The organism is Variovorax paradoxus (genome assembly GCF_022009635.1).
Taxonomy (GTDB): domain Bacteria; phylum Pseudomonadota; class Gammaproteobacteria; order Burkholderiales; family Burkholderiaceae_C; genus Variovorax.
Map to the genome: position 1 here is coordinate 5688497 of NZ_CP091716.1, position 14302 is coordinate 5702798.

17 protein-coding genes are annotated in these 14302 nt (G+C 67.3%); 4 read left to right on the top strand and 13 right to left on the bottom strand.

Annotated elements, in window-relative coordinates; translation table 11 throughout:
- Positions 1-4: 4 nt before the first annotated feature.
- The 11 genes from L3V85_RS26350 to flgB all read right to left on the bottom strand — a co-directional run bounded on the left by L3V85_RS26350 (position 5) and on the right by flgB (position 9636).
- Entirely contained in the window at positions 5-1564 is a 1560-nt protein-coding gene (locus L3V85_RS26350; protein ID WP_237675617.1) for a methyl-accepting chemotaxis protein, read from the bottom strand.
- A 57-nt stretch (positions 1565-1621) separates the two neighbouring features.
- Positions 1622-2137, bottom strand: coding sequence for a chemotaxis protein CheW (locus tag L3V85_RS26355; protein ID WP_237675618.1), 516 nt, complete (start codon positions 2135-2137; stop codon positions 1622-1624).
- An 85-nt stretch (positions 2138-2222) separates the two neighbouring features.
- The gene (gene flgJ, locus L3V85_RS26360; protein WP_237675619.1) at positions 2223-3239 is read right to left on the bottom strand and encodes a flagellar assembly peptidoglycan hydrolase FlgJ; all 1017 of its coding nucleotides are present in this window, start codon (positions 3237-3239) and stop codon (positions 2223-2225) included.
- Positions 3240-3249: 10 nt separating this feature from the next.
- Positions 3250-4335, bottom strand: coding sequence for a flagellar basal body P-ring protein FlgI (locus tag L3V85_RS26365; RefSeq protein WP_237680654.1), 1086 nt, complete (start codon positions 4333-4335; stop codon positions 3250-3252).
- Positions 4336-4460: 125 nt separating this feature from the next.
- Positions 4461-5168, bottom strand: a complete 708-nt coding sequence (locus tag L3V85_RS26370) for a flagellar basal body L-ring protein FlgH (protein WP_237675620.1) — start codon at positions 5166-5168, stop codon at positions 4461-4463.
- Positions 5168-5950, bottom strand: a complete 783-nt coding sequence (gene flgG, locus L3V85_RS26375; RefSeq protein WP_237675621.1) for a flagellar basal-body rod protein FlgG — start codon at positions 5948-5950, stop codon at positions 5168-5170. The genes L3V85_RS26370 and flgG overlap by 1 nt, the downstream gene beginning before the upstream one ends.
- Positions 5951-6026: 76 nt before the next feature.
- Positions 6027-6773 (bottom strand): flagellar basal body rod protein FlgF, encoded by a 747-nt coding sequence (locus L3V85_RS26380; protein ID WP_237675622.1) that lies wholly within the window; start codon positions 6771-6773, stop codon positions 6027-6029.
- Positions 6774-6816: 43 nt separating this feature from the next.
- Positions 6817-8037 carry a flagellar hook protein FlgE gene (gene flgE / locus L3V85_RS26385; RefSeq protein ID WP_237675623.1) on the bottom strand — a complete coding sequence of 407 codons (1221 nt, stop codon included), beginning with the start codon at positions 8035-8037 and terminating at the stop codon, positions 6817-6819.
- Positions 8038-8105: 68 nt separating this feature from the next.
- A complete protein-coding gene (locus L3V85_RS26390) occupies positions 8106-8786 on the bottom strand; it encodes a flagellar hook assembly protein FlgD (protein WP_237675624.1) in 681 nt (226 codons plus the stop codon).
- 22 nt (positions 8787-8808) lie between these two features.
- A complete protein-coding gene (flgC, locus tag L3V85_RS26395; RefSeq protein ID WP_237675625.1) occupies positions 8809-9225 on the bottom strand; it encodes a flagellar basal body rod protein FlgC in 417 nt (138 codons plus the stop codon).
- A gap of 3 nt (positions 9226-9228) precedes the next feature.
- Positions 9229-9636: a flagellar basal body rod protein FlgB gene (gene flgB / locus L3V85_RS26400; RefSeq protein ID WP_081266019.1), complete on the bottom strand. Its 408-nt coding sequence runs from the start codon at positions 9634-9636 to the stop codon at positions 9229-9231.
- Between the two features lie 220 nt (positions 9637-9856).
- On the opposite strand from flgB, the gene flgA reads away from it, so the two are divergent.
- The 4 genes from flgA to L3V85_RS26420 all read left to right on the top strand — a co-directional run bounded on the left by flgA (position 9857) and on the right by L3V85_RS26420 (position 12309).
- A complete protein-coding gene (gene flgA, locus L3V85_RS26405; RefSeq protein WP_237675626.1) occupies positions 9857-10573 on the top strand; it encodes a flagellar basal body P-ring formation chaperone FlgA in 717 nt (238 codons plus the stop codon).
- 91 nt (positions 10574-10664) lie between these two features.
- Entirely contained in the window at positions 10665-10973 is a 309-nt protein-coding gene (gene flgM / locus L3V85_RS26410) for a flagellar biosynthesis anti-sigma factor FlgM (protein ID WP_237675627.1), read from the top strand.
- The gene (locus L3V85_RS26415) at positions 10970-11434 is read left to right on the top strand and encodes a flagella synthesis protein FlgN (RefSeq protein WP_237675628.1); all 465 of its coding nucleotides are present in this window, start codon (positions 10970-10972) and stop codon (positions 11432-11434) included. Before flgM ends, L3V85_RS26415 begins: the two co-directional genes overlap by 4 nt.
- A gap of 56 nt (positions 11435-11490) precedes the next feature.
- Entirely contained in the window at positions 11491-12309 is an 819-nt protein-coding gene (locus L3V85_RS26420; protein ID WP_237675629.1) for a DNA-binding response regulator, read from the top strand.
- Positions 12310-12481: 172 nt separating this feature from the next.
- Here L3V85_RS26420 and L3V85_RS26425 read toward each other — a convergent pair whose 3' ends face one another.
- Both L3V85_RS26425 and L3V85_RS26430 read right to left on the bottom strand, forming a co-directional pair.
- The gene (locus tag L3V85_RS26425; RefSeq protein ID WP_237675630.1) at positions 12482-12727 is read right to left on the bottom strand and encodes a hypothetical protein; all 246 of its coding nucleotides are present in this window, start codon (positions 12725-12727) and stop codon (positions 12482-12484) included.
- A 247-nt stretch (positions 12728-12974) separates the two neighbouring features.
- Entirely contained in the window at positions 12975-14291 is a 1317-nt protein-coding gene (locus tag L3V85_RS26430; protein WP_237675631.1) for an aspartate aminotransferase family protein, read from the bottom strand.
- Positions 14292-14302 lie beyond the last annotated feature (11 nt).

Sequence of the window (14302 nt, forward strand, 5' to 3'; positions counted from 1 at the left end):
CTGGTCAGGCCGCCACGGTCTCGTCGGCGTCGAGCTTGAAGGTGCTCACCGCCCTGACGAGGTTGTCGGCCTGCTCCTGCAGCGACTGCGCGGCGGCCGATGCCTGCTCGACCAGCGCGGCGTTCTGCTGCGTCACTTGGTCCATCTGCGTGATGGCCTGGTTGATCTGCTCGATGCCGGAGGTTTGTTCCTGACTCGCGGCGGTGATCTCGCCCATGATGTCCGTCACGCGGCGCACGCTGCCGACGATCTCGTCCATGGTGCGGCCCGCTTCGCTGACCTGCTTGCTGCCTTCTTCGACTTTCTCCACCGAGTCGCCGATGAGGGTCTTGATTTCCTTGGCCGCCGACGCCGAACGCTGCGCCAGGTTGCGCACCTCGGAGGCGACCACGGCAAAGCCCTTGCCCTGCTCGCCCGCGCGGGCGGCTTCCACGGCCGCGTTCAATGCCAGGATATTCGTCTGGAAGGCAATGCCGTCGATGACACCGATGATGTCGACGATCTTCCGGGACGACGCATTGATCGATCCCATGGTGTCCACCACCTGAGACACGACGCTGCCGCCCTTCACCGCCACGGCGGAAGCCGACACGGCGAGCTGGTTCGCCTGCCGTGCGTTGTCCGCGTTCTGCTTCACGGTGCTCGTGAGCTCCTCCATCGAAGCCGCCGTCTGCTCCAGCGAACTGGCCTGCTGCTCCGTGCGCGAAGACAGGTCTTCATTGCCCGCCGCGATCTGCCGCGACGCCACGGCAATCGAATCGGTGGAAGCCTTGATGCGCGTCACCAGGTCGGTCAGCGTGTCTTCCATCTCGCCCATGCCGCGCAGCAGCCGGCCGAAGTCGCCGCCGCGATCGGTCTCGAATTCCTGGCTCAGGTCGCCGGAGGCCACGGTTTCGGCAATCAGCAGCGCCTCCCCGATGGGCTGCACGATGCCGCGCGTCAGCAGCCATGCGATGACCGAACCCAGCGCCAGCGCGAACACGGCCAGCACGATGAGATAGACGCGGCCCGACTGGTACTGGGCCTCGATGTCATTGGCCGTGCGGTCGATCTGCTGCTGCTGGAGCGTCACCATCGCGCGGATGCTGGCGTCGTAGCTTTCGAGCGCGGGCAGCAGTTGCGTGTCGGTGAGCTTGGCGGCTTCTTCCGGCTGGCCGCCGGCCTTCAGCTTGAGCAGCTTGTTGCGCAGCTCGACATAGTCGCCGCGCTTCTTCCTGATGTCGGCGCTCAGCGCCAGTTCGGCGGGAGCCGCCAGCATATCCTCGAGCTTCTTCTGCGTTTCGGAGATGCTGGCGCTGGTGCCGGCGATGCTCTTTTGCAGGTAGTCCTGCACCGCGGCGTCGTTGCTCTTGAGCAGCGAGACGGTGCGCACGCTGTTGGTGGTGGTGCCCAGTTGCCAGGCCGAAGCCAGGCGTTCCTTCACCAGCGACTGCCGGGCCATGTCCTTGGTGGCTTCGCCCACCGCCTGCAGCCGCAGCACACCGACGCCGGCGATCAGCACCACCAGCGCGAGCACGACCGCGAAGCCGGCGCCCAGGCGCTGGCTCGTATTCCAATTCTTCATCTGGCTTGTCTCCTCTCGGACCCTTGGTGTCTTTTTTATTCAGTGCCCGGAGAAAACTCAGGCCGCCATCTTCTCGATGAGGCCCATCTCGTCGCTGGACATGAGCCGGTCGATGTCCACCAGAATCAGCATCCGGTCGTCCAGCGTGCCCAGCCCGATCAGGTAATCGGCGTCCAGCACCGAGCCCATCTCCGGCGCCGGCTTGATCTGCTCGGCCGACAGCGTGATCACGTCCGACACGCTGTCCACCACCATCCCCACCACCCGGCCGCCGATGTTCAGCACGATCACCACCGTGAACTGGTCGTACGTCGGATCGCCCAGCTTGAACTTGATCCGCATGTCGATGATCGGCACGATGATCCCGCGCAGGTTCACCACGCCCTTGATGTATTCCGGCGCATTGGCAATGCGCGTCACAGCGTCGTAGCCGCGCAGCTCCTGCACCTTCTGGATGTCGATCCCGTATTCCTCTTCGCCCAGCTTGAACGTCACCACCTCCAGGCGGCTCGCGCCCGTGGACGCGCCCGACTGCTGCTGTTGCCTTTGCTGAAAGCTTGCGATCTCTGCCATGGGAATTCCTGTGTATTCCAGTGTTGGGGGGAGGCTCGCCGCGCATGCGGCGGCCGGTACCGGGCCAGGCCGCGCCGCGCAGGGCTCAGCCGAATTTCTGCATGATTCGAACCAGCTTCTCGCCGTACTTCGGATCGGTGGCGTAGCCCGCGCGCTGCAGGCCGTGTGCGGCCTCGTGCGGGTCGTCGGTGGCCAGCACGTTCGCGTAGCGCGGGTTGCGCGTGATGAAGCGCGCGTAGTCGGTGAAGGCTTCGTCGTACGAGGCGTAGGCGCGGAACTTGGCGCGCACCTTCTGCGGCTCGCCGTCGACGTATTCGGTGGTGGTGGTCTCGACCGTCGGGCCCTTCCAGCTGCGGTCGGCCTTGATGCCGAACAGGTTGAAGCTCTGCGTGCCGTCGTCGGCGCGGATCTCGCGCTTGCCCCAGCCCGACTCCAGCGCGGCCTGCGCCAGGATCAGCGGCGCGGGCACGCCGCTGGCCGTGCTGGCCGCCTGCGCGGAAGCACCCATGCGGCCCACGAAATCGTCGACCTGGCCCTGCAGCGAAGCATTCGCGGCCGGCGCGCGGCGGTCGCCGTTGTATTGGTACACACCCAGGTCGGCCGCCGTGGAGACGCGCCCGCTGGGCGCCGAGCCGATGGGAATGCCCGCGCGCGGCGAGAACGGCAGGCCGGTGGAGCGCGGCTCGAGCAGCATCGGCCGCATGCCGATCTCGGCGTCCGCCTCGGCATCGGGCGGGCCCGACGGCAAGGTGCGGCGCAGCTGTTCGAGCATGGCCTCGGCCAGCCCCACGCCGCGCCCCGAAAGGTTCTGCGCGAGCTGCTGGTCGAACATCGACTGGTAGATCTTCTGGTTCTGGCTGTCGAGCAGGCCGCTGGAAGGCGTGGCTTCGCGCATGCTCTTGAGCACCATGTTCATGAACATGGCCTCGAACTGGCGCGAGACCTGCTGCAGCCCTTCTTCCGGCGATGCGCGCACCGTGCGGCGCAGTGCATCGACGCCCTGCACGTCCAGTGCAAAGCGCTGGTCGAGCGCACCGGCGCGGCTGGCCGCGTCGGAAGTGTTCCATGCGCCCGCGCCGGCGCTCGTGTTCGAGACGGTCATGCGCGCGGCCTCAGATGATTTCCAGCTCGGCGCTCAACGCGCCGGCCGATTTCATGGCCTGCAGGATCGACACCAGGTCTTGCGGGTTCGCGCCCAGGGCGTTGAGGCCCTTGACCACGTCCGACAGCGAAGCGCCGCCGCGCACCATCTGCATCGCGCCGCCTCCCTGGTTCACCGAAATCTGCGAGGTCTGCGCCGCCACCGTGGTGCCGCCCGAGAGCGCGCCCGGCTGGCTGATGACGGGCTCGGTGTTGATGACCACCGACAGGTTGCCGTGCGCAATGGCGCAATCTTTCACCCGCACCGCCTGGTTCATGACCACCGAACCGGTGCGTGCATTGACCACCACGCGCGCGCCGGCCTGCGTCGGCGTCACTTCGAGGTCTTCGAGCCGCGCGAGGAAACCCACGCGCTGCTGCGGCTCCGGCGCCCGCACGCGGATGACGCGCGCATCGATCGCCTCGGCCGAGCCCGGACCGAACTGCCGGTTGATGGCATCGACCGCGCGTTGCGTGGTGCCGAAGTCCGAGCGGTTGAGCTCCAGCGTGAACGTGCCTTCGCCGCCCACCGGCGCCTCGACCGTGCGCTCGACCAGCGCGCCGCCCGGAATGCGGCCCGAACTGAGCTGGTTGACCTGCACCTTGCTGCCGTTGGCCGACGCGCCCGCGCCGCCGACCACCATGTTGCCCTGCGCCACCGCGTAGGTCGCGCCGTCCACGCCCTTCAGCGGCGTCATCAGCAGCGTGCCGCCGCGCAGGCTCTTCGCATTGCCCATGGACGACACCGTCACGTCGATGTTCTGCCCCGGCCGCGCGAACGACGGCAGCGTGGCCGTGACCATCACCGCCGCCACGTTCTTCAGCTGCATGTTCACGCCCTGCGGAATCGTGATGCCCAGCTGCTGCAGCATGTTGTTCAGGCTCTGCGTGGTGAACGGCGTCTGCATGGTCTGGTCGCCCGTGCCGTCCAGGCCCACCATCAGCCCATAGCCGATCAGCGGGTTGTCCCGCACGCCCTGGATGCTCGCGAGCTCCTTGAGCCGCTCCGCATGCGCGGGCACGAAGAGCAGCGAAGCAAACACCGCAGCCGCCGCGATGCGCCAGCGAGCCCGAAGGTTCGTGAGATACCGCGGAACCGGCTTTGCCGGGCCGCAGGCATCGCCCCCTGCAAGGGGGAAGGAGAAGCGACACGAAGTGCGCGAAGCCTGGGGGTTTTTCATAGTCAAAATGGCATGACGTTGAGGAAGATGCGCTGCATCCAACCCATGGTCTGGGCCTCGTCGATGTAGCCCTTGGCCGAGTACTCGATGCGTGCATCGGCCACCAGCGTCGAAGGCACGGTGTTGTTGCCCGACACGGTGCGCGGGTTCACCACGCCAGAGAAGCGGATGTACTCGGTGCCCTGGTTGATGCCCATCTGCTTTTCGCCGCTCACCAGCAGGTTGCCGTTGCCCATCACGTCCACCACCGTGACCGTGATCACGCCGCTGAAGGTGTTGTTGGCATTGGCGCCGCCCTTGGCGGTGAGCGAGTTGGTGCCGCTGAGCTTGGTGTCCTGCCCGTCGAGCAGGCCGCCGATGAGTTTCGGAATCGCCGCGAACACGCTCGTGGTGTTGCCCGCGCGGCTGGCGTTCGCGCCCGAATTCTTGGTGGCATTGACCTTCTCGTTGATCACGATGGTCAGGATGTCGCCGATGTTGCGCGGGCGCCGGTCCTCGAACAACGCATTCGCGCCCGGACCGTCCTGGAAGATCGCGCCGGGCGAGCGCCGCGGCTGCATCTGCGCATAGCTTTCGGCGCGCGCCGTCATCGGCTGGTGCACCAGCGGCTCGCGCGGCACTTGCGCGCAGCCCGTGGCCAGCGCGGCGACGAGCACCGCCAACAGCACCCTGGCGGCGCCGACCCGATGAAGAAGACGCGCACCGTTCATCACATCTGCGCCAGGCGCTGCAGCATCTGGTCCGAAGTCTGGACTGCCTTGCTGTTGATTTCGTACGAACGCTGGGTGGCGATCATGTTGACCAGCTCTTCCACCACGTTCACGTTCGATGCTTCCACATAGCCCTGGCTCAGCGTGCCCGCGCCGTCGACGCCGGGGTTCACCTGGTTGGGCGCGCCCGAGGCGTCGGTCTCCGCGTACAGGTTCTCGCCCTTGCTTTCCAGGCCCGTGGGGTTGACGAAGGTCGCGAGCTGCAGCTGGCCGATCTGCACGGTGTTCGTGCTGCCGGCCTGCACCACCGACACGATGCCGTCGCGGCCCACCGTGATGCTCGTGGCGTTGGCCGGGACGGTGATGGCGGGCTGCACCGGGAAGCCGCTGGCGGTCACGAGCTGGCCGTCGCGGTCTTTCTGGAACGAGCCGTCGCGCGTGTACGAGGTGGTGCCGTCGGGCATCAGCACCTGGAAGAAACCGCTGCCGCTGATGGCCACGTCGGTGGGCTTGTCGGTCTTGGTGAGGTTGCCTTGCGAGTGGATGCGCTCGGTGGCGACCACGTGCACGCCGGTGCCGACCTGCAGGCCCGAAGGCAGGCGGGTCTGGTCCGACGACTGGGCGCCGCTCTGGCGCAGGTTCTGGTAGACCAGGTCTTCGAACACGGCACGGCTGCGCTTGAAGCCGGTGGTGCCGACGTTGGCCAGGTTGTTCGAGACGACGTCGAGCTGCGTCTGCTGCGCATCGAGGCCGGTCTTGGCGATGTAGAGGGAGCGAATCATTTCTTGAAATTCCTGCGTGTGTTGGGTGCGTGGCGCCAGAAGCCAGGAAGGCCCGGCAAGCGGTGCCTGCGGCCGATCAGCCGTAGGCCAGCAGCTTGTTGGCCGCCTGCGCGTTGGTGTCGGCGGTCTGCAGCGACTTCATCTGCATCTCGAAGCTGCGCGCGTTGGCGAGCATGGCGACCATGGCCTCGACCGGGTTCACGTTGCTGCCTTCGACCACGCCGGTGACGACCGTGACGGCCTCGTCGGCTTCGGCCGGCGGCAGGCCCTCGCGCATGCGAAAGAGGCCGTCGTCGCCGCGCACCAGGTCGGCGTTCGGCGGGTTGACCAGCTTCAGGCGGCCTACTTCTGCAATGCCGGTGAGCGTGCCCGAGGCCGGGTCGCGCGCGCCGACCAGGCCGTTGGGCGCAATGGCCACGGCCGAGCCGGGCGGCACGGTCATGGCGCCGTTGTCGCCCATCACGGCACGGCCGCCCATGGTGGTGATCTGGCCATCGGCGCTGATCTGCAGGTTGCCCACACGGGTGTAGGCCTCGCCGCCGTCGGGCGTCTGCACCACCAGCCAGCCCTGGCCGCTCACGGCCACGTCGAGCGCGCGGCCGGTTTCGGTCAGCGGGCCGTGGGTGAAGTCGGCGCCGGGCGTGGTGGCGGCCACGAAGGCGCGCGTGGGCGCCTCCTGCCCGACCACGGGCACCGCGCGGAAGTTGGCGATCTGCGCGCGGAAACCGGGCGTAGAGACGTTCGCCATGTTGTTGGCCACGACGGCCTGCTGATCCATGGCCTGCTTGGCGCCGCTCATCGCGACATACAACATTCGATCCACTGGGTGCTCCTGGTGTCAGTCGTTCGGTGCTGGTGGTGCCGCGTCAGCGGATGTTCATCAGCGTCTGCATGACCTGGTCCTGCGTCTTCACGGTCTGCGCGTTGGCCTGGTAGTTGCGCTGCGCGACGATGAGGTTGACGAGTTCGGCGGTCAGGTCGACGTTGGACGACTCCAGCGCGCCAGCTTTCAGCGAACCGAGCTTGGTGCCTTCGCCCGGGGTGCCGGTGAGCGCATTGCCCGAGGCCAGCGTCTCGGCCCACACGTTGTTGCCCTTGGGCTCCAGGCCGTTCGGGTTGGCGAAGGACGACAGCACGACCTGGCCCAGCAGCTTGGTCTGCTCGTTCGAGAACTTGCCGGTGATGGTGCCGTCGGGGTTGATCGAGAACGAGGTCAGCTCGCCCGAGCGGTAGCCGTCCTGGCTCAGCTTGCTCATGCCGTTGGCGGTGCCGAACTGGGTGGTGCCCGAGAGGTCGATCGACGCGGTCAGCGGCGCCGCGCCGTTGGTGAAGGTGATGGCGCCGGTGCTCAGCTTGCCGCCGGCCGGCGCGGTCATCACGCCCTTGGAGTCGAAGGTGAGCGTGGTCAGCGCGGCGCCTGCATTGAGCGCGGCACCGTCGGCGGTGCCATACACGCTCCAGGTGTTGGCGGGCGTGGCGCTCTTCACGAAGTACACGGCCACGTCATGCGGGTTGCCGAGCGAGTCGTAGATCGGGCCGATGGCGTTCGAGTAGTTGAAGGTGCCGGAGTCAGCGGGGTTGAACGGCGTCTTGGTCGGCACATCCAGGCGCGCGTCGAGGTTGAACTGGGCGTTGACGTTGCCGGTCGGGTTGGGCGTCATGGACGCGGTCGGGATCTGGATGGGCGACGGCGTGCCGCCGTTGATGCCGCCGCTGGCGTTCACGCCGTAGCCCGTCAGGCGCAGGCCGGATGCATTGACGATGTAGCCGTCCTTGTCGCGCGTGAACTGGCCGTTGCGCGAGTACATGACTTCGCCGGTCTCGCTGCTCAGTCGGAAGAAGCCGTCGCCGTTCAGGATGGCCACGTCCAGCGGGCGGCTGCTCGACTGCGTCACGCCCTGCGTGAAGTTCTGCACCACGCCCGACACCGAGGCGCCGAGGCCGATGCGCGAACCGGCATACACGTCCTGGAAGGTGGCGGCGGCGGACTTGTAGCCCACGGTGCCCGAGTTGGCGATGTTGTTGCCGATGACGTCGAGGTTGGCCGCGGCCACGCCGAGTCCGCTGATGCCCTGGGAAAAGCTCATGATGGTTCCTTACTTCAATGCGTTATGCGTTCAGTGCTGCGATGGAAAAGAGTGGAGGCGCACGCGCCTCAGAGGAACAGGCGCACGTCGGACAGGCTGATGTTGTTGCCCGAGCCCAGCTCGAGCGTGACGCCGCCGGCGCCCTGCTTGACGGCGGCCACCTGCGAGAAGGTCAGCGCGGTGGAGGTCACGGCCGCGCTGCCGTTCTTGGCATCGACGGTGAAGCGGTAGGCGCCCGCGGCCACGGCGTTGCCGGCCTCGTCCTTGCCGTCCCAGGTGACGGCGTTGACGCCTTCCTTCATGGGGCCGGCGTCGATGGTGCGAACGACGTTGCCCTTGTCGTCGACGATCTTGATCGTGACGTCGGCGGCGGTGCCCGGCAGCTCCACGCCGAAGGCCTGCGTGGCGGGGTCCTTGCCTTCGTCGGGCTTCTTGGTGGTGAGGATGTCGCCCGGCGACAGCACGTTGTAGCCGATGAGCGAGGTCGCCTGCAGCAGCTGGTTGGCGCCGGTCTGGTTCACCAGGCCCGAGAGCGTGGTGTTGAGTTTCTCGATGCCGGTCACGGTGCTCATCTGCGCGAGCTGCGAGGTGAGCTCGGCGTTCTGCATCGGGTTGAGCGGGTCCTGGTTGTTGAGCTGCGTGACCAGCAGCTTGAGGAAGCGCTGCTCGTTGTCCTGGCTCGAAACGGTGTTGCCGGTCGCGGACGAGGCGTTCTGACCGGAGATGGAAGAGGTGTCGGAGATGGCCATGGAGTGTTGGTGTGAAGGAGGTTTACTGGCCGATGGTCAGCGTCTTGACCATCAGGGTCTTGGCCGTGTTGAGCACTTCGACGTTGGCCTGGTAGCTGCGCGAGGCCGAGATCATGTTGGTCATCTCCTCGACCACGTTGACGTTGGGCATCGCGACATAGCCTTCGCCGTTGGCGTGCGGGCTCTTCGGGTCGAACACCATCCTGGGAGGCGACGGGTCTTCGATCACGCCCGAGACCTTCACGCCGCCGATGTCCTGGTGGCCCGAAGGCGCGACCTCGAACACCACCTGCTTGGCGCGGTAGGGCATGCCGTCGGGGCCGGCCGCGCTCTCGGCGTTGGCCAGGTTGCTCGCGGTCACGTTCATGCGCTGCGATTGCGCGGTCATGGCCGAGCCCGCCACGTTGAAGATGTTCATGGAGGTGCTTGGGAACGGCATGGCTTACTGCTGCGCCGCGGAGAGCAGCGACTTGATCTTGGCGTTGATGACGGTGAGGTTGGACTCGTAGCGCAGCGCGTTGTCGGCGAAGGCGATGCGCTCGACGTCCATCTCGACGGTGTTGCCGTCCAGGCTCGACTGGTTGGGCGTGCGGTAGAGCAGGTCCTTGTCGGGCATGGCCTGTGCCTGGCCCGCGAGATGGCGCGCCGAGGTGGTGGCCAGCGACATCGACTGCGATGCGCGGCCGCGCTCGACGGCTTCGCTCAGGCGGCTGCCGAAGTCGAAGTCGCGCGCCTTGTAGTTGGGCGTGTCCGCGTGCGCGATATTGGCCGCGAGCACCTCCTGGCGCTCCGCGCGCAGGTTCAGGGCTTCGCGGTTGAAACGAAGCGCCGCATCCAGCTTGTCGATCATCTTTTTTCCATCCGTTGTGGCGTCGCCAATGCACGAGGCGCAGCGACAGATGGAAAGCGAGTCTATGCATGCCTCGCGTTTGCAATCGCCCGAACAAAGGGGGTTTTCGCCTGCTGCTCGCACCTTCGATCCGGCACCGGATTTCTAGAATTGCCCGGCGTCGGCGTGTCTGCGTCGACTCCGGCGCCACCTGTTTTTTTGCTCTTCCCTCACGCTGCCGATGAACCTCCTGAAGTCCTGGACCCGCCTGCTGCGCACCGTGCTGCCGACACTGCTGGCCGCGGCCGCGTGCACGGCTCCCGCGTGGGCTTCTTCGACGCCGCCGGCCGACGCCGCCGGAGCCGCCATCCAGAAATACCTGCAGGTGCAGACCGCCGGCCTGCCGGGCAAGGTCACGATCAGCCTGGAGGGCCGCGGCACCGAGGCGCTGCCGCCCTGCGAGGCGCCCGAGGCCTTCCTGCCGCCCGGCGCCACGCCGTGGGGCCGGGTGTCGGTCGGCGTGCGCTGCCAGACGGAGCGGCCGTGGACGCGCTTCGTGCAGGCGCACATTTCGGTGGAAGGCAGCTATTTCGTGGCCGCGCGCGCCATCGAGACCGGCCGGCCGCTGGGCGCGGGCGACGTCACCGAGCGCACCGGCGACCTGACGCGGCTGCCGCGCTCGGTCATCACCAGCGCGGCCGAACTGGTCGGCGTGGTGGCGGCCAACCGCATCGGCCCGGGCGCGCCGCTGCGCAAGGAATCGGTGCGCGGCGTGACGGTCATCCAGCAGGGCCAGGCGGTCAAGCTGGTGGCCCAGGGCGAAGGATTCGTGGTCAGCACCGAGGGCAAGGCCCTGAGCGGTGCGAGGGTCGGCGCGGTGGTGCAGGCCAAGACCCGGGAAGGCCGGCTGGTCAGCGGCGTGGCGGACGAGGAGGGGCAGATCCAGCTGGCACAGTAGCCCCCGGAGCCCGTTTCAACCTTCGTGCACGCAAATTCCTAAAGTTCTTGCCCGGGCTGCCGATATACCGGTCAGCCCCTGAGGAATCACCTTGAAAATCGATCAACCTGCCCCTTCGGCCACGCCCCTCCATCGATCGCCCGCCACGGGCGCGGCCCCGATGACGGGCGCCGACGCCCCCGAGCGCACCAAGGAAGCCAAGGAAGCAGCGCGGCAGGCCTCCGCGCACGTCCATTCGCTGCCCGCCGCCACGGACGGCAGCGATTTCGACGCGGCCCGCGTGGCGGCGATCCGCGAGGACATCCGCGCGGGGCGCTACCAGGTCCGCCCGGAACGCATTGCCGACGGCCTGCTGGCCAGCGTGCGCGACCTGCTCGACAACAAGAAGGACGGCCAATGAACGACGCCCAGGCTCTGCTGGCCCGGCTGCGCACCGAGGCGGCCTGCATCGGGGAATTCCTGGCGGTGCTGGACCGGGAGGCCAAGGCCATGTCGGCCGGCGTATTTACCGACCTCGCGGCCATCGCCAGCGAGAAAACCCGCCTGCTCGACCGCATGGCCGAACTCGACCGCGAGCGCGAAGCCATGCAGACGGCCATGGGCTACGAGCCGGGCCGCGCGGGAGCTGACGCCGCCGCGGCGGGCGGTGGCCCCGAGCTGCAACAGGCCTGGGCAGAGCTGCTGGTGCTGGCGGTGCAGGCGCGCAGCCACAACCTGCGCAACGGCTCGATGGTGTACGCGCACCTCGATTTCACCCAGCAGGCGCTGCATTTCCTGCAGGCCAGCGCACAGCTCTTCTACGGCCCGGACGGCATTCGCAAGACGCAATCGGGCAGCGGCAGCCGCCTGGCAGTGGGCTGAGTCGCGCCACTGCGGCGCCGCCTGCCCTCCCCCCATACCGCATCGAAACTATGGACATGAACAACGCTCAAGGCTCGCGCCATGTGGCCATGGTGGGCTGCGACGAAGCCCAGGCAAAGGCCTGGGGCCAGCGCCTTCAACAGATCGGCTGCACGTCGGCCCCCTTTGACTGCAGCGCGGACTTCCTGGGCGCCGTGACACAGGGCGCGCCGTTCGACCTGCTGCTGGTCGTGCTCAAGGACGAAGGCGCCTGGCCGGTGCTCACCGCCATGTGCAAGGCGCTGCGCATCCCGATTTTCCTGGTCGTCAACGCGCTGCAACGCGACCTGCTGAACGAAGTGCTGGCGGTGATCGGCAACGACTCCCCCGGCGCCGGCATCGACTTCGCGGTGCTGCCGGTCGACGATTTCGAGGTGGAGCTGCGCGTGCGCGAGGCCCTGCGCCGCAACGAGACCCTGCTGCACCCGCATTCGGTGAGCGCGCTGTTCGGCAACTACCATTTCCTCGGCAGCCGCAAGGTGGTGATGCACCACGGCAGCGAGATCCGCCTGAAGCCGCGCGAGTTCGAGCTGGCGCTGCTGCTGTTCCGCAACGCGGGGCGTCTGCTGGAGCGCGAATGGCTGCTGGCCTCGCTGTGGGTCGATTCGCGCATCGAGCGCAAGAGCCGCGTGCTCGACTGCTGCGTGGCGAACATCCGCCGCAAGCTGTCGCTGCACAAGGAAAGCGAATTCGTCCTGCACTCGGTCTATGGACGGGGGTATGAGCTGCGGCACGTGCCGGGATCGGCAGGGTCGTCGGCCATGGCCGACAACGGTTTTCCCGACACCTCCAACGAACCCACCTGGCTCGAGGAAACAGAGCGGGCCCGGGCGTAAGCGCGGGGCCTGAAAAGGCGTCTTCGGGTTTTCCCCGCCGATTGGGGACAACTTTGGGGAAAACCAGGGGGATTGCGCGCGAAATCGTTGCCTGGCGTGGCCTGCAACACGGTGCCTGCGAAATGAGCAGCGTGGAAAACTCCGCTGTTCGGGCCCGGAAACGGCGCTTTTCCTACACCCGATGACCGCCGCTTTGCGAGCGAGTCACCCATTCATCGACAAAATATTTCGCCCTGAAACGCACGCGCTCGAGGGCGGCTTCGCGCGACGGCTGCTGGGCCAGCACGAACACGCAGCGCTGCTCCCTGCCTTGTCGCAGTTCGGCCTTGCCGGTATAGGTACCCTCCGGAGCTTGTGTGAGGTCTACCCAGCAAGTCCAGCCTTCGGGAAGGTCGAAGTCGGGAAGTTTTTGGGTCATGGCAGATCGAAGAATAGTTCTCCGAGGGGCGGCGCTCAATGTCAGTCCACCTGCCGCGAGGGCTTTTTGACAGTTGGCCGAAGGAGCAACCACGCACCTTCGGCCAGACAAAATGACTGACGACCTCCAGCCTCGAGGAACCACCATGAAGGCGGGTGCCGAAGCGACCTCTACCAACGCCGAAAGACCGTCCTCTGCAGTATCGGCGGGGAAACTTAAGCCGACCTGAATCGGAGAGCGGTTTGCTTCAGCGGCCGTTGCGCACGGCGGTGTCGATCGCCTTGTCGAGCAGCTCCAGGCCAAGATCGATCTCGCTGTCGCTGATGGTCAAGGGCGGTGCGATGCGAAAGACGCCGCCCATCGAAGGCAGCTTCACGATGTTCATGCTCAGGCCCAGCTTCATGCACTCGCGCGTGATGGCCTCGCCGAGCTTCGCGGCCGGCTCGCGGGTCCGGCGGTCGGTGACGAGTTCCAGCCCCAGCAGCAGGCCGCGCCCGCGCACGTCGCCGATGCATTCGTGGCGCGACTGCAGCCGCTGCAGCCCTTGCACGAGGCGCTCTCCCGCCGTGCGCGCACGTTCGACGAGACCGTCGCGCTCCACCACTTCCAGCACCTTCAGGCCGACTGCGGCGGGCAGCGGATCGGAGACATGCGTGGTGTAGAAAAGGAAACCGCGCGCATGGGCCTCTTCCTCGATCGCGGCGGTGGTGACCATGGCCGCGAGCGGCAGGCCCGCGCCCAGGGTCTTGGAAAGCGTGAGGATGTCGGGTGCAACGCCGTCGCGCTCGCACGCGAACATCAGGCCAGTGCGGCCGACACCGGTCTGCGCCTCGTCGACGATCAGCAGCATGCCGCGCTCGCTGCACTTCTGTTTCAGCGCCGCCATGTAGCCCGGAGGCAGCTCGAGGATGCCGCCGCTGCTGAGGATGGGCTCTGCAATGAAGGCGGCCAGCGCGCCGGTCGATTGCCTGTCGACCTGCTCGAAGCCGTCGTCGAGTTCGCGGCGCCAGTCGAGCTCGCCCTGCTGCGTGGTGAAGCGCGGCCGATAGGCGTTGGGCGCCGGAATGGCCAGCGAACCGGCCGCGGCCGGGCCGTAGCCCTTGCGGCCGGCACTGTAGGTTGCGGCGGCCGCGCTGCCGGTCATGCCGTGCCATGACTGGGTGAAGGCCACCACCTCATGCCGGCCCGTCACCAGCTTGGCCATGCGAAGCGCCGCCTCGTTCGACTCGGCGCCTGTGCTCAACAGCAGGCAGCGTTCGAGTTCGCCCGGTGCGTGCCGCGCGATCTCTGCCGCAAGCGCCACGACCGGCCGCGACAGCATGCCGCTGAAGAGGTGGTCCAGCGTGCGCACATGCTGCGAGACCACGGCCACGATGTCCGGATGCGAGTGGCCGAGCAACGCGCTCATCTGGCCCGAGGTGAAGTCGAGGATCGCCCTGCCGTCGGCGTCGTAGACGAAGCTGCCTTGCGCGCGCTCGATGATCAACGGCTCGAAGCTGCCGCCATAGCGCACCAGGTGCCGTCGGGCATGCTCCCAGAACCGGGGTTCGTCGTTCCTGCTCATGTTGTCGATGC